The 19,447-nt window shown below is 61.0% G+C and carries 19 protein-coding genes; 13 read left to right on the plus strand and 6 right to left on the minus strand.

What is annotated here, in order from left to right; all coding sequences use genetic code 11:
- The first annotated feature begins 75 nt into the window (after positions 1-75).
- Positions 76-750 carry a RadC family protein gene (gene radC, locus ACM6I7_RS13280; protein ID WP_098966267.1) on the plus strand — a complete coding sequence of 225 codons (675 nt, stop codon included), beginning with the start codon at positions 76-78 and terminating at the stop codon, positions 748-750.
- A gap of 134 nt (positions 751-884) precedes the next feature.
- Here radC and ACM6I7_RS13285 read toward each other — a convergent pair whose 3' ends face one another.
- Positions 885-2,471 (minus strand): ABC transporter substrate-binding protein, encoded by a 1,587-nt coding sequence (locus tag ACM6I7_RS13285; protein WP_414888709.1) that lies wholly within the window; start codon positions 2,469-2,471, stop codon positions 885-887.
- A 445-nt stretch (positions 2,472-2,916) separates the two neighbouring features.
- Here ACM6I7_RS13285 and rpmB point away from each other — a divergent pair, with 445 nt between their 5' ends.
- Positions 2,917-3,150, plus strand: a complete 234-nt coding sequence (gene rpmB, locus ACM6I7_RS13290) for a 50S ribosomal protein L28 (RefSeq protein WP_003229474.1) — start codon at positions 2,917-2,919, stop codon at positions 3,148-3,150.
- Positions 3,151-3,161: 11 nt separating this feature from the next.
- On the plus strand, positions 3,162-3,317 hold the full coding sequence (gene rpmG / locus ACM6I7_RS13295) for a 50S ribosomal protein L33 (protein ID WP_003177274.1): 156 nt from the start codon (positions 3,162-3,164) through the stop codon (positions 3,315-3,317).
- 179 nt (positions 3,318-3,496) lie between these two features.
- Here rpmG and ACM6I7_RS13300 read toward each other — a convergent pair whose 3' ends face one another.
- Positions 3,497-3,859: a cupin domain-containing protein gene (locus ACM6I7_RS13300; RefSeq protein ID WP_097089496.1), complete on the minus strand. Its 363-nt coding sequence runs from the start codon at positions 3,857-3,859 to the stop codon at positions 3,497-3,499.
- Positions 3,860-4,093: 234 nt separating this feature from the next.
- Here ACM6I7_RS13300 and ACM6I7_RS13305 point away from each other — a divergent pair, with 234 nt between their 5' ends.
- Together ACM6I7_RS13305 and ACM6I7_RS13310 are read left to right on the plus strand one after the other, a co-directional pair.
- Positions 4,094-5,587 (plus strand): aldehyde dehydrogenase, encoded by a 1,494-nt coding sequence (locus ACM6I7_RS13305; RefSeq protein ID WP_047596781.1) that lies wholly within the window; start codon positions 4,094-4,096, stop codon positions 5,585-5,587.
- 186 nt (positions 5,588-5,773) lie between these two features.
- Complete coding sequence (locus ACM6I7_RS13310; protein ID WP_027610416.1) at positions 5,774-6,919, plus strand: MFS transporter; 1,146 nt, start codon at positions 5,774-5,776, stop codon at positions 6,917-6,919.
- A 32-nt stretch (positions 6,920-6,951) separates the two neighbouring features.
- Here ACM6I7_RS13310 and ACM6I7_RS13315 read toward each other — a convergent pair whose 3' ends face one another.
- The gene (locus ACM6I7_RS13315) at positions 6,952-8,502 is read right to left on the minus strand and encodes a phospholipase D family protein (RefSeq protein WP_414888710.1); all 1,551 of its coding nucleotides are present in this window, start codon (positions 8,500-8,502) and stop codon (positions 6,952-6,954) included.
- A 312-nt stretch (positions 8,503-8,814) separates the two neighbouring features.
- Between ACM6I7_RS13315 and ACM6I7_RS13320 the strand changes: the two genes are divergently transcribed.
- From ACM6I7_RS13320 to ACM6I7_RS13335, 4 genes are all read left to right on the plus strand, one after another.
- Positions 8,815-9,465, plus strand: a complete 651-nt coding sequence (locus ACM6I7_RS13320; RefSeq protein WP_097089501.1) for a DUF1120 domain-containing protein — start codon at positions 8,815-8,817, stop codon at positions 9,463-9,465.
- 87 nt (positions 9,466-9,552) lie between these two features.
- Positions 9,553-10,266 (plus strand): fimbria/pilus chaperone family protein, encoded by a 714-nt coding sequence (locus ACM6I7_RS13325; protein ID WP_414888711.1) that lies wholly within the window; start codon positions 9,553-9,555, stop codon positions 10,264-10,266.
- Positions 10,266-12,695: a fimbria/pilus outer membrane usher protein gene (locus tag ACM6I7_RS13330; RefSeq protein WP_414888713.1), complete on the plus strand. Its 2,430-nt coding sequence runs from the start codon at positions 10,266-10,268 to the stop codon at positions 12,693-12,695. The genes ACM6I7_RS13325 and ACM6I7_RS13330 overlap by 1 nt, the downstream gene beginning before the upstream one ends.
- On the plus strand, positions 12,692-13,222 hold the full coding sequence (locus ACM6I7_RS13335) for a hypothetical protein (protein WP_414888714.1): 531 nt from the start codon (positions 12,692-12,694) through the stop codon (positions 13,220-13,222). The genes ACM6I7_RS13330 and ACM6I7_RS13335 overlap by 4 nt, the downstream gene beginning before the upstream one ends.
- On the opposite strand, the gene ACM6I7_RS13340 is transcribed toward ACM6I7_RS13335, so the two are convergent.
- The gene (locus ACM6I7_RS13340) at positions 13,223-14,641 is read right to left on the minus strand and encodes a PLP-dependent aminotransferase family protein (protein WP_097089506.1); all 1,419 of its coding nucleotides are present in this window, start codon (positions 14,639-14,641) and stop codon (positions 13,223-13,225) included.
- Positions 14,642-14,820: 179 nt separating this feature from the next.
- On the opposite strand from ACM6I7_RS13340, the gene ACM6I7_RS13345 reads away from it, so the two are divergent.
- Complete coding sequence (locus tag ACM6I7_RS13345) at positions 14,821-15,066, plus strand: DUF1127 domain-containing protein (protein ID WP_414888715.1); 246 nt, start codon at positions 14,821-14,823, stop codon at positions 15,064-15,066.
- 141 nt (positions 15,067-15,207) lie between these two features.
- Here ACM6I7_RS13345 and ACM6I7_RS13350 read toward each other — a convergent pair whose 3' ends face one another.
- Positions 15,208-16,518 (minus strand): NAD(P)/FAD-dependent oxidoreductase, encoded by a 1,311-nt coding sequence (locus tag ACM6I7_RS13350; RefSeq protein WP_414888716.1) that lies wholly within the window; start codon positions 16,516-16,518, stop codon positions 15,208-15,210.
- Between the two features lie 147 nt (positions 16,519-16,665).
- On the opposite strand from ACM6I7_RS13350, the gene ACM6I7_RS13355 reads away from it, so the two are divergent.
- Positions 16,666-17,019, plus strand: coding sequence for a YkgJ family cysteine cluster protein (locus ACM6I7_RS13355; RefSeq protein ID WP_027610425.1), 354 nt, complete (start codon positions 16,666-16,668; stop codon positions 17,017-17,019).
- A gap of 110 nt (positions 17,020-17,129) precedes the next feature.
- Here ACM6I7_RS13355 and ACM6I7_RS13360 read toward each other — a convergent pair whose 3' ends face one another.
- The gene (locus ACM6I7_RS13360) at positions 17,130-17,618 is read right to left on the minus strand and encodes an Lrp/AsnC ligand binding domain-containing protein (protein WP_003177284.1); all 489 of its coding nucleotides are present in this window, start codon (positions 17,616-17,618) and stop codon (positions 17,130-17,132) included.
- A 156-nt stretch (positions 17,619-17,774) separates the two neighbouring features.
- Here ACM6I7_RS13360 and dadA point away from each other — a divergent pair, with 156 nt between their 5' ends.
- Together dadA and ACM6I7_RS13370 are read left to right on the plus strand one after the other, a co-directional pair.
- Positions 17,775-19,079, plus strand: coding sequence for a D-amino acid dehydrogenase (dadA, locus tag ACM6I7_RS13365; protein ID WP_025112723.1), 1,305 nt, complete (start codon positions 17,775-17,777; stop codon positions 19,077-19,079).
- Positions 19,051-19,404, plus strand: a complete 354-nt coding sequence (locus tag ACM6I7_RS13370; protein ID WP_027610426.1) for a RidA family protein — start codon at positions 19,051-19,053, stop codon at positions 19,402-19,404. Before dadA ends, ACM6I7_RS13370 begins: the two co-directional genes overlap by 29 nt.
- The last annotated feature ends 43 nt before the right edge of the window (positions 19,405-19,447 follow it).

Genomic DNA, 19,447 nt, shown 5'->3' on the forward strand with positions numbered 1-19,447 from the left:
CGCCCGCAAAAAAGATGGGCTACGATATCACAGCGACCGCTACGGAACAGCGGTGCCCACAGACAAGGAAGGTGTATGAGTATTCGCGATTGGCCGGCGGCGGAACGGCCGCGGGAGAAGCTGCTTGAACAGGGCTCGGGAAGTCTTTCGGACGCCGAGTTGCTGGCGATTTTTCTTCGAACCGGGGTCACGGGAAAAAGCGCGGTGGATCTGGCGCGACACCTGTTGACGCAATTCGGCAGCCTGCGCGCGTTGCTGGAGGCCGATCTTGCGGCGTTCAGCGGACAGTTGGGATTGGGGCCTGCGAAATTCGCGCAGTTGCAGGCGGTGCTGGAAATGGGGCGGCGACACCTGGCCGAGCGCATGCGTAAAAAACCGGCGCTGGAGAATCCGCAGGCAGTTCGGGACTATCTGAAATCCATGCTGCGCCACGAGCCACACGAGGTGTTTGGATGCCTGTTTCTCGATTCCAAGCATCAGGTGCTGACGTTCGAGGCGCTGTTTCGCGGCTCGATCGATAACACCAGCGTGCATCCCCGGGAAGTGGTGAAACGCTCATTGGCCAACAACGCGGCGGCGGTGATTCTCTGCCATAACCACCCGTCGGGGAACAGCGATCCGAGCCAGGCGGATCGACAGCTGACCAAGCGCTTGCAGAAGGCTCTGGATCTGATTGATGTGCGGGTGCTGGATCACTTCATCATTGGCGACGGCGAGCCGCTGTCGATGGCGGAGTGTGGCTGGATGTAGCTTTCAACAACAAACACCAACCCCTGTGGGAGCGGGCTTGCTCGCGAAAGCGATGTGTCAGTCAATAAGAGTTTGGCTGATCCGACGCCTTCGCGAGCAAGCCCGCTCCCACAGGTGAATTGTGTTGTGACGGGTTATTTCAGGGTGACCTTCGAGTAGTCCTGCCGCCCGAACGGGCTGACGGAATAACCCTGCACATCCTTGCGTGTCAGCGCATAAGCGGTCGGGTGTGCCAGCGGCAACCAGAGTGCCTGCTGCTGAATCTGCGCCTGCGCCTGTTCGTACAGCTTGGTGCGTACGCCTTGTTCGCTGGTGGTCTTGCCGGCGCTGATCAGCTTGTCCAGGTCGGCATTGCAGTAGCGGGCGAAGTTGGTGCCGGACTTGACCGCCGCGCAGGAAAACTGCGGCGTGAGGAAGTTGTCCGGGTCGCCGTTGTCGCCGGCCCAGCCCATGAACAGCAGGTCATGCTCGCCAGCCTTGGCGCGGCGAATCAGTTCGCCCCACTCGATCACGCGGATTTCCGCCTGAATGCCGATTTCCGCCAGATCCGATTGCAGCAATTGCGCGCCCAGACTCGGATTCGGGTTGAGCAGGCTGCCGGACGGACGCGTCCAGATGGTGGTCTGGAAGCCGTCCTTGAGTCCGGCCTTGGCCAGCAACGCCTTGGCTTTGGCCACGTCGTGCGGATAGCCCGGCAGGTTCTTCGCGTAGCTCCAGGTGTTCGGCGGGTAAGGGCCATTGGCGGGTTCGGCGGTGTCTTCGAACACGGCTTTGACGTAGTTGGCCTTGTCGAAGGCGAGGTTGATCGCCTGGCGCACTTCCGGCTTGTCCAGCGGTGGATGCTGGCTGTTGATGCCGACGAAAGCGGTCATGAAGGCGTCAGTCTTTTCTACTTTCAGCGTCGGCTCTTCCTGCGCAGCCTTCACGTCCAGCGGTTTTGGCGACAGGGCGATCTGGCACTCGTTGCGCCGCAGCTTTTGCAGGCGCACGTTGGCGTCCGGGGTGATGGCGAAGATCAGCGGGTCGACCGCCGGCTTGCCGCCGAAATAGTCCGGGTTGGCCTTGTAGCGCACAGAGGCGTCTTTCTGGAAGCGCGTGAACACGAACGGACCGGTGCCGATCGGCTGGCTGTTGAGCTTGTCGGTGGCGTCGGCCTTGAGCAGCTTGTCGGCGTATTCGGCGGAATAGATGGAGGCGAAGCCCATGCTCAGGGTCGCGAGGAACGTCGAGTCCGGGTGGTCGAGGGTAAAGCGCACGGTCAGCGGGTCAAGCGCGTCGATCTTCTTGATCAGCGCCGGCAACTGCATGGACTGGGCGTGCGGGAAGCCGCTTTGCGTCACTTTGTGCCATGGGTTGGCTGGATCGAGCATGCGGTCGAAGCTGAATTTGACGTCTTCGGCGCTCAGGGTACGGGTCGGCTTGAAATAGTCAGTGCTGTGAAACTTCACCTGCGGGTGCAGCTTGAACACATAAGTCAGGCCGTCGGTGCTGACTTCCCAGCTGTCGGCCAGGCTCGGCACGACTTTGCCGCTGGCGGTGTCGAAGTCGACCAGGCGATTCATCAGCACATCGGCCGAGGCATTGGTGGTGGTCAGCGAGTTGTATTGCACCACGTCGAACCCTTCAGGGCTGGCCTCGGTGCACACGCTCAGGGCGGCAGCCTGGGCCAGGGGGCTCAGCAGAAGCGGGGCGAGCAACAGGGGTAGGGCAGCGAGGCGCATGGTCGGCTTCCTTTACAGATCGAAGGCCATCTGCAGGTGCAGTCTGGAAAAGGGTTACCCTAGAGGGCTGGATTGCAAATGACTATCCCCTTTTTGCATTTTTGGGGCAGCCCAGTGACGTTTTTCAGACCACGGTGCACGAGGAAAAGTCGAAAACGTCTGTTAGAGCGGTTTTCTGCGACGAGTGGTCAAAACACGCCTCAGCCTTTATCCAAAGCGTCTGCAGGCGGAAAATGCGCCTTTTTACCGGTCGATTGCACATCCATTGTTGTTGCACCCCGGTCTTTCTGGTATAAAGCAGCGCTCTTTTCTAGGGGCCCGGTTCCTTCACTGTAGGTGTAGCCGGTAAGACCTCTAAAGAAACGCGGCGCCTGGCGCCAAATGACTGAGAGATTAAGCGGCCAACCCATGCCGGGTTGGGCATGTGGTTTTAGAGGGCTGAGGCATGTCGAGAGTATGTCAAGTTACCGGTAAGGGTCCGGTAACCGGGAATAACATTTCCCACGCAAACAACAAAACCCGTCGTCGTTTCCTGCCGAACCTGCAGCATCACCGCTTCTGGGTTGAAGAAGAGAAACGTTTTGTGCGTCTGCGCGTATCTGCCAAAGGCATGCGCATCATCGACAAGCGTGGCATCAGTGTCGTGCTCGCCGAACTTCGCCGCGATGGCAAGATTTAAGGGAGCTAATCATGCGTGAATTGATTCGTTTGATCTCGAGCGCCGGTACTGGTCACTTCTACACTACCGACAAGAACAAGCGTACTACCCCGGACAAAATCGAGATCAAGAAATATGATCCGGTTGTTCGCAAGCACGTGATCTACAAGGAAGGCAAAATCAAGTAATTGATTTTTCCCGACTTACGAAAAAGGCCCGTATCGTGAGATGCGGGCCTTTTTTGTTGCCTGGAGTTTTGTGCTGACTGTTGCGACGCTTTCGCGAGCAGGCTCGCTCCCACAATGGAATGCGGTCGAATGTGGGAGCGAGCCTGCTCGCGAAGGGGCCGGTAATATCAGCGAAAGACTCAGGCCTTCTGTTCAAAGATCACATAGATCTTGCGGCAAGCCTCCAGCACCTCCCAGGTACCACGGAAGCCGGCCGGAATCACAAAGCGGTCGCCAACACGCAAGGTCTTGGCATTGCCATCGCTGTCACGCAATACGGAGACCCCCTGCAGGATTTCGCAGTATTCATGCTCGGTGTAGTTCACCGTCCATTGCCCGACCGCACCTTCCCACACGCCAACACCCATTTGCCCACAAGGGCTGTCGTACTGATTGAACACCGCTTGCTCTGGGTCGCCCTTGAGCACTTTGGCCGGGTCCGGGCGATAGCGTTCGGCTTCGCTGCTGGTCAGGCTGATATCGACGACGTTCTGGATGTTCATTGTTGTTTTCTCCCGTGATGACGGCGCGGTGGCTTGAAAGGGCCAAAGTCTATGTTTATTAAAATGAACACCGCAAGGGCGTATGGCGCGCTTATGTCAAATATATTGAAACAACCCCAGCCGCTGGTTTAGGGTGGCGGGTGCCTTGGGCCGAAAAGCAGGCTGGCCGGGCAGCATTCCTGAAGACGACCGCGAAGAACGCGGCGCTCTATTCAACAAGAGGAGGACACTCGAATGACCACCCTGACTCGTGCCGATTGGGAACAACGTGCTCGCGACCTGAAGATCGAAGGCCGCGCCTACCTCAACGGTGAATACACCGACGCCGTCTCCGGCGAAACCTTCGAGTGCATCAGCCCGGTCGATGGCCGTCTGCTGGGCAAGATCGCCAGCTGTGACGCCGCCGACGCCCAACGCGCCGTGGAAAACGCCCGCGCCACCTTCAATTCCGGCGTGTGGTCGCGCCTGGCGCCGACCAAACGCAAAGCCACCATGATCCGTTTCGCCAGCCTGCTCAAGCAGCACGCTGAAGAGCTGGCGCTGCTCGAAACCCTCGATATGGGCAAACCGATCAGCGATTCGCTGTACATCGACGTGCCGGGCGCGGCGCAAGCGCTGAGCTGGAGCGGTGAGGCGATCGACAAGATCTACGACGAAGTCGCCGCCACGCCGCACGATCAACTGGGTCTGGTGACCCGCGAGCCGGTGGGCGTTGTCGGCGCCATCGTGCCGTGGAACTTCCCGCTGATGATGGCTTGCTGGAAACTCGGCCCGGCGCTGTCGACCGGTAACTCGGTGATCCTCAAACCGTCGGAAAAATCCCCGCTGACCGCCATCCGCATCGCTGCGCTTGCGGTTGAGGCCGGCATTCCGAAAGGCGTGCTCAACGTGCTGCCGGGCTACGGCCACACCGTTGGCAAGGCGCTGGCCCTGCACAATGACGTCGACACGCTGGTGTTCACCGGTTCGACCAAGATTGCCAAGCAGCTGATGATCTACTCCGGCGAATCGAACATGAAGCGCGTGTGGCTGGAAGCTGGCGGCAAGAGCCCGAATATCGTCTTCGCCGATGCGCCGGACCTGCAAGCCGCTGCCGAATCCGCCGCCAGCGCCATCGCCTTCAACCAGGGCGAAGTCTGCACCGCCGGTTCGCGTCTGCTGGTCGAACGCTCGATCAAGGACAAATTCCTGCCGATGGTGATCGAGGCGCTGAAAGCCTGGAAGCCGGGCAATCCGCTGGACCCGGCAACCAATGTCGGTGCGCTGGTCGATACCCAGCAGATGAACACCGTGCTGTCGTACATCGAATCCGGTCACACCGACGGCGCCAAACTGGTGGCGGGCGGCAAGCGCATCCTCCAGGAAACCGGTGGCACTTACGTCGAGCCGACGATTTTCGACGGCGTGAGCAACGCGATGAAGATCGCTCAGGAAGAGATTTTCGGCCCGGTGCTGTCGGTCATCGCCTTCGATACCGCCGAAGAAGCGATCCAGATCGCCAACGACACGCCGTATGGTCTGGCCGCTGCGGTATGGACTCAGGACATCTCCAAGGCGCACCTGACTGCCAAAGCACTGCGCGCCGGCAGCGTGTGGGTCAACCAGTACGACGGCGGCGACATGACTGCACCGTTCGGCGGCTTCAAGCAGTCGGGCAACGGTCGTGATAAATCGCTGCACGCGTTCGACAAGTACACCGAGCTGAAGGCGACGTGGATCAAGCTGTAAGCCGTTAGCGGGAGCCTGATTCGTTCAGGCTTTCGAACTTACGGAGATCCCCTGTGGGAGCGGGCTTGCTCGCGAAAGCGGTGTATCAGTCAGCACATCTGCTGAATGTGAAATCGTTTTCGCGAGCAAGCCCGCTCCCACAGTGATTTTGTGGCGCACATAAGAATATCCACAGGAGCGTGGACCATGCGTTGGGCGACGTATTTCGCCGTGTTGGCGTCTGTCTTGAGTGTCGGCCTGGCCCTGGGGGTCAGCATGCCGCTGGTGTCGTTGCGTCTGGAGAGCTGGGGTTACGGCTCTTTCGCCATCGGCGTGATGGCGGCGATGCCGGCGATTGGCGTATTGCTGGGCGCGAAGATTTCCAGTCATCTGGCGGCACGTTTCGGCACCGCGAACCTGATGCGTCTTTGCCTGTGGGCCGGGGCGTTGTCGATCGGCTTGCTCGCGCTGTTGCCGAGTTATCCGGTCTGGCTGGTGCTGCGCCTGATGATCGGGGTGATCCTGACCATCGTATTCATCCTCGGCGAGAGCTGGATCAATCAACTGGTCGTCGAACACTGGCGCGGTCGTCTGGTCGCTCTGTATGGCAGCAGCTATGCGCTGAGCCAACTGTCTGGTCCGCTGCTGCTGGGTGCGCTAGGCACTGAGCATGATTATGGTTTCTGGGTCGGTGTCGGGCTGCTGACAGTCTCGCCATTGCTGTTGATGGGTCGCAGCGGTGCGCCGAGCAGTGAAGCCAGCAGTGTGACGTTCAGCGATCTGTGGGGGTTTGCCCGGGAGCTGCCGGCGATTGCCTGGGCGGTGTCACTGTTCGCTGCGTTCGAAGCGATGATCCTCACGCTGTTGCCGGTGTATTGCCTGCAACAGGGCTTCACCGCCGAGATTGCGCTGGCGATGGTCAGCACGGTGGTGGTCGGCGATGCGCTGTTGCAACTGCCGATCGGCGCGCTGGCGGATTACCTGTCGCGGCGCACGTTGTTCGCCGGTTGCGCAGTGATCCTGATGCTGTCGAGTCTGGCGATTCCGCTGTTGATCGACACGCTGCTGATCTGGCCGTTGTGGGTGTTGTTCGGCGCCAGTGCCGGTGGCCTGTTCACCTTGTCACTGATTCTGATCGGCGAGCGTTATCGCGACGATGCGCTGGTGCGGGCCAATGCGCACATTGCGCAGCTGTGGGGTGTCGGCTGTCTGATCGGGCCGTTGCTGGCGGGGGCGGGCAGTCAGTGGATCAGCGGGCATGCGTTGCCGTTGTTGATGGCGGCGGGGGCGTTTGGATTGGTGATTCTGCTGATGCGCCAAGGTGCATTCGGCACCGAACCACAGACTGCTTGAATACTTCCCTGTGGGAGCGCATACAAATGCGATTACAACATCCGCTCAAGACCGACAGTGGTGCTGAACCACGCGTTGAAGCGCCGCCACCAACTCCCCGGTTCCTTGCTCAGCGTGTGCATTTGGCCGTTGTCCTCGGTCACCCAGACGATCTCGCCATCCTGCAGTTTCGCCTGATAACTCAGGGCCGGCGCCATGCCTTGCAGCGCCAGTTCGCGCACGTGTTCGGCCAGTTCCGGGCTGTCCACCAGAACCCCGACTTCGGTGTTCCACAGCACTGAGCGCGGATCGAAGTTGAACGAGCCGATGAACGCTTTCTGCCGATCGAAAATCATCGCCTTGCTGTGCAGGCTGGAGTCCGAGCCGCGGAACGACTTGCTGTAAAACAAATGAGGCCCGCTGCCATAGTTATCCCCAGGCTGACGGCGCAGCTCATACAGTTTTACCCCATGCTCCAGCAGCGCCTTGCGATACGGCGCATAACCTCCGTGCACTGCCGGCACATCGGTGGCTTCCAGTGAGTTGGTCAGCAGGCTCACCGAGACCCCGGCGTCGGCGCGCCCGGTCAGGTACACCAGCCCCGGCTGGCCGGGCACAAAGTACGCCGAGATCATGATCAGCTCTTTGCTGACGCCGCGCAGCTCCGGCGCCAGTTGCGTGGTCAGCAGCAGTTGCGGGTCCGGTTCGTCCTTGGCCAGCACTTTGCTCGGCGCATCCCACAGCGCCTGGTTCCAGGCCCAGATCAGTTCCTTGCGCCAGATGTCCATGCGTGGCGCGGTCTTGAACGTCATCAACTGTTGATACAGCGCGTGATTCTGTTTACGGGTTTCATCCAGCGACTCTTCCAGACGCGTGCGGGTGTTCTGCAGGTCTTTGGCGCTTGGTTTACTGGAGAGGAATTCGTCGATCGGCTTGCTCAGCGCGCTATTCCAGTACTGGTCGAAACTGTGCCCGAGCTGCTCTGCCACCGGGCCGACACTGAGCATGTCGATGTCGGTGAAATTCAGATTCGGCTCGGCATCGAAATACTCGTCGCCCAGATTGCGCCCGCCAACGATGGCCACGCTGTTGTCCGCCAGGAACAGTTTGTTGTGCATGCGCCGGTGTTGCAGCGACAGGTTGAACAGGCGTCCGGCAGCGCGGGTCACGCCGGTGCTGCGGCCCAGGTGCAGCGGATTGAACAGGCGGATCTGGATCTGTGGATGCGCCGCCAGCGTGGCGATGATCGTGTCGAGGCCGTCGCTGGTGGTGTCGTCGAGCAGGATGCGCACGCGCACGCCGCGGTCGGCGGCCTTGAGCAGTTCCTCCACCAGCATCCGCGTGCTGACGCCGTCATGGACGATGTAGTACTGCAAGTCGAGGCTGGTTTGCGCATTGCGAATCAGCTCGGCGCGGGCGGTGAAGGCTTCTGAGCTGTTGGACAGCAAGCGGAAGCCGGAACGGCCCTGCCAGGGCGCTGCCTGGGTCTGAATCGAGCGACCGAATGCGGAGCCCGCGGCCGGCAACGCCTGGCTGGGTTCGCGCGGCGCATCGAGGGTGGCGCAACCACTGGCCAACGAACACAACACACAGACAGCGAGCAATTTTTTTCCGGGTTGCACGTTGGTTTCTCGGCTGGAGGCAGGGGGTGACGGAGTATGGCACGCAGAGGATTTCCAAGACCGTTTCCGGCGGATCCTCGCCACACTGTGTAAACAATTAGTCGTTCAAAAGTAGGAATGAGTTCGCCTGTGGTTTTGGACTATTTGCTTTGTTGTTTTTTCAGCTCCTGGTCGGTGCCTATTCCTACATACGAATCCTGCAAAAAACGAAATCATCGCCCCGGTGTTCAGCGTCTTGTGAAGGCAATGCGCTCAACAACTGCCATTGATCAATAACCGATGAAGTAGGGACTGATGAAAAAAACAACATGGATGGTAGCCGTCGCGGCTGCAGTATTACCCACCCTGGTGGTCGCCGAGAGCGTAGACCTGAGTGTGGTCGGAACCATTATTCCGACGTCGTGCATCCCCGCATTTGCCGGTGGCGGCACGGTAGATTTGCGCAAGATATCCGCAGCCACCCTGAACAAGACCACGCAGACGCTGCTGCCGACCCACGACATTTCGCTGCACATCAACTGTGATGCAGAGGCATCGGTCGAGGTGTCGGTCAGAGACAATCGTACAGCCACCAAATTGCCGGGCATCAACGATGGTGCCGGTAATAACGATCCGGCTTTGTTCTACGGCCTGGGTGAAATCAACGGCATCCGTATCGGCGGATTTGCGCTGCGTCACGGTCGTCCGGAAGCCGACGGTGCGCCGCAGACTCTGATGACACGCACTCTGGCAGCACCGGCGTGGCAACTGCCTGCTTCGCCGCTGGTGGGCAATGCCCCGGCGCTCTACTCATGGGGTTCCGGCGTGGCAGCTGGCCCGGTCGCGGCCCGTCACCACGGGTTTCCGATGAGCCTGTTGCCGATCATCGGCCCGAGCAACGCGCTGCCGATCACCAGCGAGATCCCGCTCGATGGCTCGGTGACCTTCGAGATGTTCTACCTCTGATCGTCAGAACCCGGCCATTACCGGGTTCTTTCAGGTTCATTCAGCGCGCCCTTTGCCGGGTGCGCTGCCCCCTGCGGAGCAATACCGATGCCGATTTCAATGTGCCGCCCAGGCTTGCGGGCGTTGCCACTGTGCCTGCTCGTCTTGATTTTGATGCCCGGGGTTCAGGCTGCCGGAATGGTGCCGCAAACCCCTGTGCTGGTGGTGGATGAGGGTATCGGTGAAGCGACGATGAATGTGCGAAACACCGAAACGCGTCCGGCCCTGCTGCACACCACGGTCGAAAATATCGAGCCGCACGATCAACAGCTGTTGCTGTTCAGTCCGCCGATTGCCCGTGTCGAGCCTGGTGCGGTGCAGCAGGTACGGTTCATGTTGCAGAGCACCGAACCATTGCAGACCGAGCGTCTGAAACGGGTGATTTTTGAGGGGATCAATCCTGTGGCAGGTGTCGACGGTGCCCGGGTCAATCTGGGGGTTCGGCAAAACCTGCCGGTGATCCTGCGCCCTGCCGGTCTGCCAGTGGAGCGCGAGCCATGGAAACGCCTGAGCTGGTCAGCCACGGCTGAAGGTTTGCTGGTCAGTAATCCCAGTCCTTACGTGGTGCGCCTGGCCAAAGCGATTGTTCCGCTGCCGGGCACGCAGGCGGTGGATCTGCCGCGTACCTGGATCCTGCCGGGGGAGCGCCTGTCTGTCGAGTTGCCGTTGAACGTGACAGTGCGAACCATGGCAGTGCGGATCTTTCCGGCGACCACATATGGCTTTGCGGTCGATTACTTTGATGCCCCGGTTACGCACTGATGCGCGCGTGTGCCCGTCAGGGACTGGCACTGCTGATGGCGAATGCGATCAGCATGACGATGGCCAGTGAAGGGGTGGAATTCGATGCGCAGGTGCTTCGCGAGCGCGGGCTCGACCCCGCATTGGCTGAGTACTTTCGCCAGGCACCGCGTTTCTCCCAAGGCACATGGCTGGTCGCACTTGAGGTCAATGGACAGCCACGGGGGCGGGTGTTCGTGGCATTCAATGAACAGGGCGAGCCGTGCCTGCAACCGGCCTTGCTCAAGGCTGCTGGCGTGCGCTCGCAAGCGGCTTTGACCCGCGCGCAACCGCAACAGTGCCTGACGCTGGGTGAAGGTCTGCCAGCGGCAACCGTTGCATTGCATCCCGGCAAGGAACAGATCGACCTGCTGCTGCCGACGGACCTGTTGGCATTGCCGGAATTCCAGCCACGCAGCTTCGCCAATGGCGGAGTGGGCGGCGTGTTCAACTACGATGTTTTGGTCATGGGCAGCCAGCACGAGGGGCAACGTAGTGACTTTCGCAGACTGGGTTCGGAGTTCGGCCTGAATGCCGGCAACTGGGTCTTGCGCAGTCGCCAGTCCTATACGCAATTGCCCGATAGCACTCGCTTCGAGCATCTGTATGCCTACGGCACGCGCACCCTGGAAGACTACGAAGCCAACGTGCAGATCGGCCAGTTGAACCTGCAGTCGCCATTGTTCGCCGGCGAATCGTTCAACGGTGTGCAGATTCTGCCGGAAGGTGCGTTCGCGCAGATGCGCGCGGCACAGGAGGGTACACGTGGCGAGGTCGAGGGCATAGCCTGGTCGCCATCGCGAATCGAAGTCCGGCAGAACGGCGTGCTGATCTACACCACGCTGGTTCCCGGCGGCCCCTTCACCTTGCGCGCGCTGCCGTTGTTGAGCAACCAGCTCGACCTCGAAGTCAGCGTGCACGAGCAGGAAGGGCCAGTGCGGCGCTTTCGCGTCCCGGCAGCCAGCCTGCAGGATCCACAATTCGATCGCGCCGACGGCTTCAATCTGGCGCTGGGCACGGTGCGACGCCAGGGTTCGGATGATCGTCAGGCGCCGTCATTTGCCACCCTTGGCCGAGAGTGGAGTCTGTCACGAGCGTTGCGCGTGAGCGGCGGGTTCCTCGGTGGAGCGGATTATCTGTCGGCAGGCTGGGGGCTGCAGCGTCAATGGCCAGGCAATCTGAGCACCGGCGTGCGCCAGGTGCTGTCCAGCGATCGAGACACAGGCATTGCAGGTCATGAGGTGCAAATGACCGTCAGTGCCGTGTTGTCGCCGAATCTGTCCACCAGTGTGGTTGCGGTGCACCGTGGCCAGGGCTTTCGCAGCCTGTCGGACACCGGCTGGAGCCAGCAGCAGGGACGGGCCGACGCCCCCGGGCGAGATCACTGGACATTTTCGCTCAACGGTACTGTCGAGCGCTGGGGGGTATTCGGCATGACCTGGTCGCGCTACACCAGCGAGGACGAGCCACCCAACATGCGCCTGGGATTGTCCTGGTCGCAGACACTGCCCGCGCGCATCAGCCTGTCGTTGAGTCTGGAGCGGGGGATCGGCGATGCCGACGCGAGGCACCGGGGCACCTCGGTCTATCTGACGGCGGCGATGCCATTGGGCGATCAGCGCAGGGCTCGCAGTTACCTGCGCAGCGATCCACGATCCGGGTTGCGCAGTGGCGTGTCGATGAGTGAAGTGCTCAGTGAAACCCTGGCCTATAGCGCCAGTGCCGAACAGCGTGAAGCCGCGGCGCCATCGCTGGGTTTGCGGGTCAACGCACTGGCGCATTACACCAGTCTGGATCTGGGCCTGAACCAGCGAGCCGGGGCACGCGAATTCGACCTGGGGCTGCGCGGCGGCATGGCGTTGCATCGCGACGGTGTCACGCTGTCGCCGTATCCACTGCGCGAGACCTTTGCCGTGCTCAAGGCTGGCGACCGTGCGGGTCTGAAGCTGTACACGCCGCAAGGCCCGGTGTGGACGGATGGATTGGGCCGGGCGGTGGCGGCGAGTTTGCCGGCCTATTCCACAGCCCGGCTGGAAGTCGATTCGTTGAGTTTGCCGCGCAACGTCGAGGTGCTCGACGGTTATCAGGAGGTCGAGGCCGGGCGTGGCTCGGTTCAGCATATGGATTTTTCCATCACCCGCGTGCGGCGTGTGCTGTTGAAGGCCAGGACGCTTGACCGGCAATGGCTGCCCAGTGGCCTCGCCGTACAGAACGGGCAAGGCGAATACGTGACCACGGTGCTTGAGGCCGGGGCGATCTTTCTACCGGACATCAAACCCGGTCAGTCGCTGCGGGTGCAACTGTCGGATAGCGCGCACTGCGACCTGCAATTCAATCTGGCTGAAGCGCCGGACGAGCAAGCATTGATCGAGCCCGTAGACGCGCTCTGTCAGCCTTTGAACCTTACATGACCGAGTTATTGCGCATGCATCGATGGATTGTCCTGATCACGCTGGCATCGTTGGCATCGACCTCGGTCATGGCCAGCGAGGCCTGTCAGATGACACTCTCACCGAGCGCTGTGGACTATGGCGTTTCGACGCGGGCGGAGCTGCTCGCCCGGCCATCGGGCAATGACGGCAGTTTTGGTGTGCGCACGGTTCATATACGGATTCAATGTCCGGCTGCGCGCGCGATCAGGTGGTCCTTTGCTGCCCCGAGCAGCGATGCGCTGCATTACCGCTGGGCACCGGGACGGTTGCAGATACGCATTGTGGCGGCGCGTCTGGATGGCGCGCCGGTGCAATGGCAGCGCGATGATGGCGAGGCGGGCCTGTTGCAGCCTGGCGATCGCATCACCGCCTGGCGCTCTGGCAGCCTCGCCGCCGGGCGCCATCTGGAGGTGGAGCTGGAAATCGAAGCGCGCGTCAGTGATGCCTCAAGTCGTGTCGCCGACCTTCAGCGATTTGAGGGATTCGGTACGTTTCAGCTGGAATGATCAGGCTTCGGCCAGCAGTTTGATCGCCGCCGCGCCAACCTTGCGAACCGCCTCTTCGATCTGTGGTGTCGGTTTCGCCGCGTAGTTCATCCGCAGACAATTGCGGTACTTGCCCGAGGCGGAAAAGATGCTGCCGACGGCAATCTGCACGCCTTGGTCATGCAGCGCGCGATTGAGTTTCAGCGTATCGAAACCCTCCGGCAATTCGACCCATAACATGAAGCTGCCCTGTGGGCGGCTGGCGCGGGTGCCGGCCGGAAAGTAGCGGGTAACCCAGTCGATCATCGCGTCACGATTGCGTTGGTATTGGCTGCGCATCCGCCGCAAGTGCGGTTCGAAATGGCCGCCCTTGAGAAATTCGGCGATGGCGATCTGCGGCTGCGGTGCGGTGGAACCGGTGCTGATGTATTTCATGTGCAGCACCCGTTCCAGATAACGGCCCGGCGCGACCCAACCGATGCGCAGGCCCGGGGCCAGGGTCTTGGAAAACGAACTGCACAGCAATACGCGGCCATCTTCGTCGAAGGATTTGATCGTGCGTGGACGCGGGTAGGTGTAGGCCAGTTCGCCATACACGTCGTCCTCGATGATCGCCACGTCGAAACGCTGCGCCAGCGTCAGCAACGCGCGTTTGCGCGACTCCGGCATGATGTAGCCGAGCGGGTTGTTGCAGTTGGGGGTGATCTGGATGACCTTGATCGGCCACTGCTCCAGCGCCAGTTCCAGCGCTTCGAGGCTGATGCCGGTCAGCGGATCGGTGGGGATTTCCAGGGCTTTCATGCCCAGCCCTTTGAGCGTTTGCATGGCGCCGTGAAAGCTTGGCGAATCCACCGCGACGATGTCTCCCGGCTCGCAGATCGCGTGGATGCTGGTGGACAGCGCTTCGTGGCAACCGGTGGTGATCACCAGGTCGCTGGCGCTCAACTGGCAGCCGGAATCGAGCATCAGTCGGGCGATCTGCTCGCGCAGTTCGAGGGTGCCGTGGATGTTGTCGTAATACAGACCGGGCATGTCCTGGCGGCGGCTGATCCGCGCCAGTCCGCGCAACAGCGGTTTCATCGTTGGCGTGGTCACGTCGGGCATGCCGCGACCCAGTTGCACCACGTCCTTGCGCGGCACCGCGCGAATCAGCTCCAGCACCTGATCCCACTGCGAAATCTCCACCGGCCGCTGCGCCGGGCGCCCGACCGCGGGCAGCTCCGGCAGCTCGCGACCCACCGGCACGAAGTAGCCGGACTTGGGTTTCGGTGTGGCCAGACCGCTGTCTTCGAGCATGCGATAAGCCTGCTGCACCGTGCTCAGGCTGACCCCGTGTTCTACGCTCAAGGCGCGCACCGAAGGCAGGCGATCGCCAGGACGGTAGAAGCCTTGTTCGATGCGGGTGCCGAGCAGTTCGGCGAGGTTCACATACAGGGTCATGGCACTGCCTCGATGCAGGTGATTCGTTAAACCAGTACAGATGCAGCAAAAATCGGTAATTCAGTCTCAGGAATGGCAAATCTGTATGGAATTAATACAGATGTGTTGAATCTGTAATGCTTTTGCCGACCCGCGCATCATGGAATCTCTGGCTACCCAAGTAAACAGGAGCGACAAAAATGAACGGCTTGAGCGATGTGCGGCTGATGTTACACAGTCAGGAACTGGAGACAGGGCAGGAGGACAGTGCATGGAATAGCGCCATGCGTAACGCGCCGTCCGGCCTGAGTCGCTGGGGCCTGTTCTGGCATCGTCTGCACACGCGCAAGGCGCTTTTGAATCTGACGCCGGAGCAGCTCAAGGATATCGGGTTGACCCGGGAGCAGGCGCAGGAGGAGGGGTTGAAGCCGTTCTGGCGGATCTGAAGTCTGTATTTTTCTTGCGGGCCTCATCGCTGGCAAGCCAGCTCCCACAGTATTTTGGTGTTCACAATATTTGTATTCGCCGCAAAAACCTGTGGGAGCTGGCTTGCCAGCGATGGCGGTTTCAAGGACGCAGAGAAAACCTCAGACCAACTCTTTAAGCCGATGCCACAACATCCCCAACGCCAGCAACGGCGAGCGCAAATGCTTGCCGCCGGGGAAGGTGATGTGCGGCACCTTGGCAAACAGATCAAAGCCACCGCTGTGCTGCCCGCTGATCGCCTCGGCGAGCAGCTTGCCCGCCAGGTGCGTGGCATTCACTCCGTGCCCGGAATAGGCCTGGGCGTAATACACGTTCGGTTGATCATTGAGCCTGCCGATCTGTGGCAGACGGTTGGCGCCGATGCCGATCATGCCGCCCCATTGATAGTCGATTTTCACGCCCGCCAGTTGCGGAAACACTTCGAGCATCTTCGGCTGCATGTAGGCGCCGATGTCCTTCGGGTCGCGCCCGGAATAGTGGCAGGCACCGCCGAACAGCAGGCGCCGATCCGCCGAGAGCCGGTAGTAATCCAGCGCCACCCGCTGGTCACAGACCGCCATGTTTTGCGGCAGCAGGCTGTGCGCCAGTTCTTCGGACAGCGGTTCGGTCGCAATGATGTAACTGCCGGCGGGCAGTACTTTGCCGCTGAGTTGCGGATTGAGATCGTTGAGGTAAGCGTTGCAGCCCAGCACCAGGGTTTTCGCCCGCACTGAACCTTGAGCGGTGTGGACGCGAACTGCGGGGCCGTAATCGATACGCGTCACCGCCGATTGCTCGAACAGTTGCACGCCCAATTGCTGTGCGGCAGCGGCTTCGCCCAGCGCCAGGTTCAGCGGGTGCAAATGCCCGGAACCCATGTCGATCAAGCCACCGACATAGCGTTTGGAGCCGACTACGGTGTGCATTTCATCGGCTTGCAGCAGGCGGGTTTCGTAGCGATAGCCGAGGCTGCGCAGCTCTTCGGCATCTTCGGCAAAGCCTTCGAGATCGGCCGGTTTGTTGGCGAGGTCGCAGTAGCCCCAGGTCAGGTCGCACCGGATCTGAAAGCGCTCGACGCGTTGGCGGACGATTTCCACCGCTTCCAGGCCCATCAGTTTCATCTGCCTCACACCATCAGTGCCGATGACGTTGCTGAACTGGTCGAGGCCGTGGCCGACCCCGCGAATCAACTGCCCGCCGTTGCGGCCGCTGGCGCCCCAGCCGATCCGGTGCGCTTCCAGCAACACCACACTGAGGCCGCGTTCGGCCAGTTCCAGCGCGGTGTTCAACCCGGAAAAGCCGCCGCCGACCACGCACACGTCTGCGCTCAGCTCGCCTTGCAGCGCCGGATAGTCGGGCTGCGGCAGGCTGCTGGCGGCGTAGTAAGAGGCAACGTGGGGTTGGCTCGCGAAGGTTCGGGCGCGGGCATTCATGGGCATCATCCAACGGCTGGGTGTCGAGAAAATTTGACGGAGCATAAGCCGCACGGCCGAAGACGGGCAACACTGGTCGGCCGTTGCTGTGTGGATCTCGGCTTTTGCGGCACAATTGCCGCCTATTTCATGTGGATTACCGTTTCGATGAGTTGCAACCGCCAGACCATTCGCGACCTGCGTCAGCAGATCCCCACGTTCGAGTGCGTGCCGGGCTGCCATGACTGCTGTGGGCCGGTGACCACCTCGCCGGAAGAAATGTCACGCCTGCCGCGCAAGACCCGCGCCGAGCAGGATGCGGCGATGGAAGAACTGAACTGTGTACACCTGGGGCCGAATGGTTGCACGGTGTATGGCGAGCGGCCGCTGATTTGCCGCTTGTTCGGTACCACCAAAACCCTGCCATGCCCGAACGGGCGGGGGCCGGTGGAGTTGATTCATCCACGGGTTGAAAAGCAGATCTTCGAATACATGGCGGCGAATCGGCAGGTGTTGGTTTAACGGGTTCACTCGGAACCGAGCTGACGCCTTCGCGAGCAGGCTCGCTCCCACATTTGAAATGCATTCCCCTGTGGGAGCGAGCCTGCTCGCGAATGGAGCGATGCCAATCTTCAGTCTGGAATCGGCAGGCTCAGGCTCTCTTTCACCTCTTCCATCACGATATAGCTTTTGGACTCACGCACATGCGGAAGCTTCAACAGAATGTCGCCGAGCAGCTTGCGGTACGAGGCCATCTCGGAAATCCGCGCCTTCACCAGATAGTCGAAATCCCCTGACACCAAATGGCATTCCAGCACGTGCGGCAGTTTCAGCACCGCGCGGCGGAACTCTTCGAAGGTGTCGCCGGATTTGTAGTCGAGGCTGATCTCGACGAACACCAGCAGGCTACCCTTCAAGTGTTGCGGATTCAGGCGGGCGTTGTAGCCCATGATGATCCCTTCGCGCTCCAGTCGCCGCACCCGCTCGGTACACGGCGTGGTGGACAGACCAACCTTCTCCCCGAGTTCGGTAAACGATATGCGCCCGTCCGCCTGCAGGATCCGCAAAATGTTGCGGTCGATCTTGTCCAGCTCACGTTTGGTCTGAGTGTTGGTACGCATAGGGGATGCGCCTCCGTGAAAAGGGTTTTTGCCGAGAATTGTCGCCAAATATAGGCGCTTATATAGTGAAATGCACTGGCCATTCTTTTTTACACTGCGCGCATCATTGCTCTAACAACAGACGTACGCGGCCCCGCCGCGATGAGGGATACAAAAATGCGCGTAATGGTCTTGGGTAGCGGCGTCATCGGTACCGCCAGTGCTTACTATCTGGCCCGTGCCGGGTTTGAAGTGGTGGTGGTCGACCGGCAGCCAGCCGTGGCCATGGAGACCAGTTTCGCCAACGCCGGCCAGGTGTCGCCGGGTTATGCCTCGCCGTGGGCCGCGCCGGGTGTACCGCTCAAGGCCATCAAGTGGTTGCTGCAGCGCCACGCGCCGTTGGCGATCAAGGCCACTGCCGACATCGACCAGTACCTGTGGATGGCGCAGATGCTGCGCAACTGCACTGCCAGCCGTTACGCGGTGAACAAGGAGCGCATGGTGCGTCTGTCCGAGTACAGTCGCGACTGCCTCGACGAACTGCGCGCCGAAACCGGCATCGCTTACGAAGGCCGCAGCCTCGGTACCACCCAACTGTTCCGCACTCAGGCGCAGCTCGATGGCGCCGCCAAAGACATCGCCGTGCTGAAAGAATCCGGCGTACCGTTTGAAGTCCTCGACCGCGCCGGCATTGCCCGTGTCGAGCCGGCACTGGCCAATGTCACCGACATCCTCGCCGGTGCTCTGCGTCTGCCGAACGACCAGACCGGCGACTGCCAGATGTTCACCACGCGTCTGGCGGAAATGGCCGTGAAACTCGGTGTGGAGTTCCGCTTCGGCCAGGACATCCAGCGCCTCGACTACGCCGGTGACCGCATCAACGGTGTATGGATCGACGGCAAGCTGGAAACCGCCGACCGCTACGTGCTGGCCCTCGGCAGCTACTCGCCGCAGTTGCTCAAGCCGCTGGGCATCAAGGCGCCGGTGTATCCGCTCAAGGGTTACTCCCTGACCGTGCCGATCACTAACCCGGACATGGCCCCGACCTCGACCATTCTCGACGAGACCTACAAGGTCGCGATCACCCGTTTCGACAACCGCATCCGCGTCGGCGGCATGGCGGAAATCGCCGGTTTTGACCTGTCGCTGAACCCGCGTCGGCGCGAAACTCTGGAGATGATCGTCAACGACCTTTATCCTCAGGGCGGCAATCTGGCCGAGGCGAGCTTCTGGACCGGTCTGCGTCCGACCACCCCGGACGGCACGCCGATCGTGGGCGCCACACCGTTCAAGAACCTGTTCCTCAACACCGGTCACGGCACCCTGGGTTGGACCATGGCGTGCGGTTCCGGTCGTTTGCTGGCCGATCTGATGGCGAAGAAAAAGCCGCAGATCAGCGCCGAAGGCCTCGATATTTCCCGTTACGGCAACAAGCCTCAGGAGTCCGCAAAACATGGCAATCCAGCGCCAGCTCACCAATGAGCGCATGAGTCAGATCGTCACCCACAACGGCACCGTGTATCTGGCCGGGCAGGTCGGCGACGACTTCGACGCCGGAGTCGAACAGCAGACCCGCGAGGTGCTCGCCAATATCGAGCGTTTGCTGGATCTGGCCGGGACTGACAAGCAGCATCTGCTGTCGGCAACGATCTACCTGAACGACATCGAGGCGCACTTTGCCGGGATGAACTCGGTGTGGGATCAGTGGCTGCCCAAAGGCGCCGCGCCGGCCCGGGCCACCGTCGAAGCGAAGATGGCCAAGCCGAGCATCCTGGTCGAGATCTCCATCGTCGCCGCGTTGCCGTAACCGATTCAAAGATCCCTCTCCCGGCGCTGTTGGCGGTTCACGT

Source organism: Pseudomonas sp. IT-93MI4, assembly GCF_949767635.1.
GTDB lineage: Bacteria > Pseudomonadota > Gammaproteobacteria > Pseudomonadales > Pseudomonadaceae > Aquipseudomonas > Aquipseudomonas putida_A.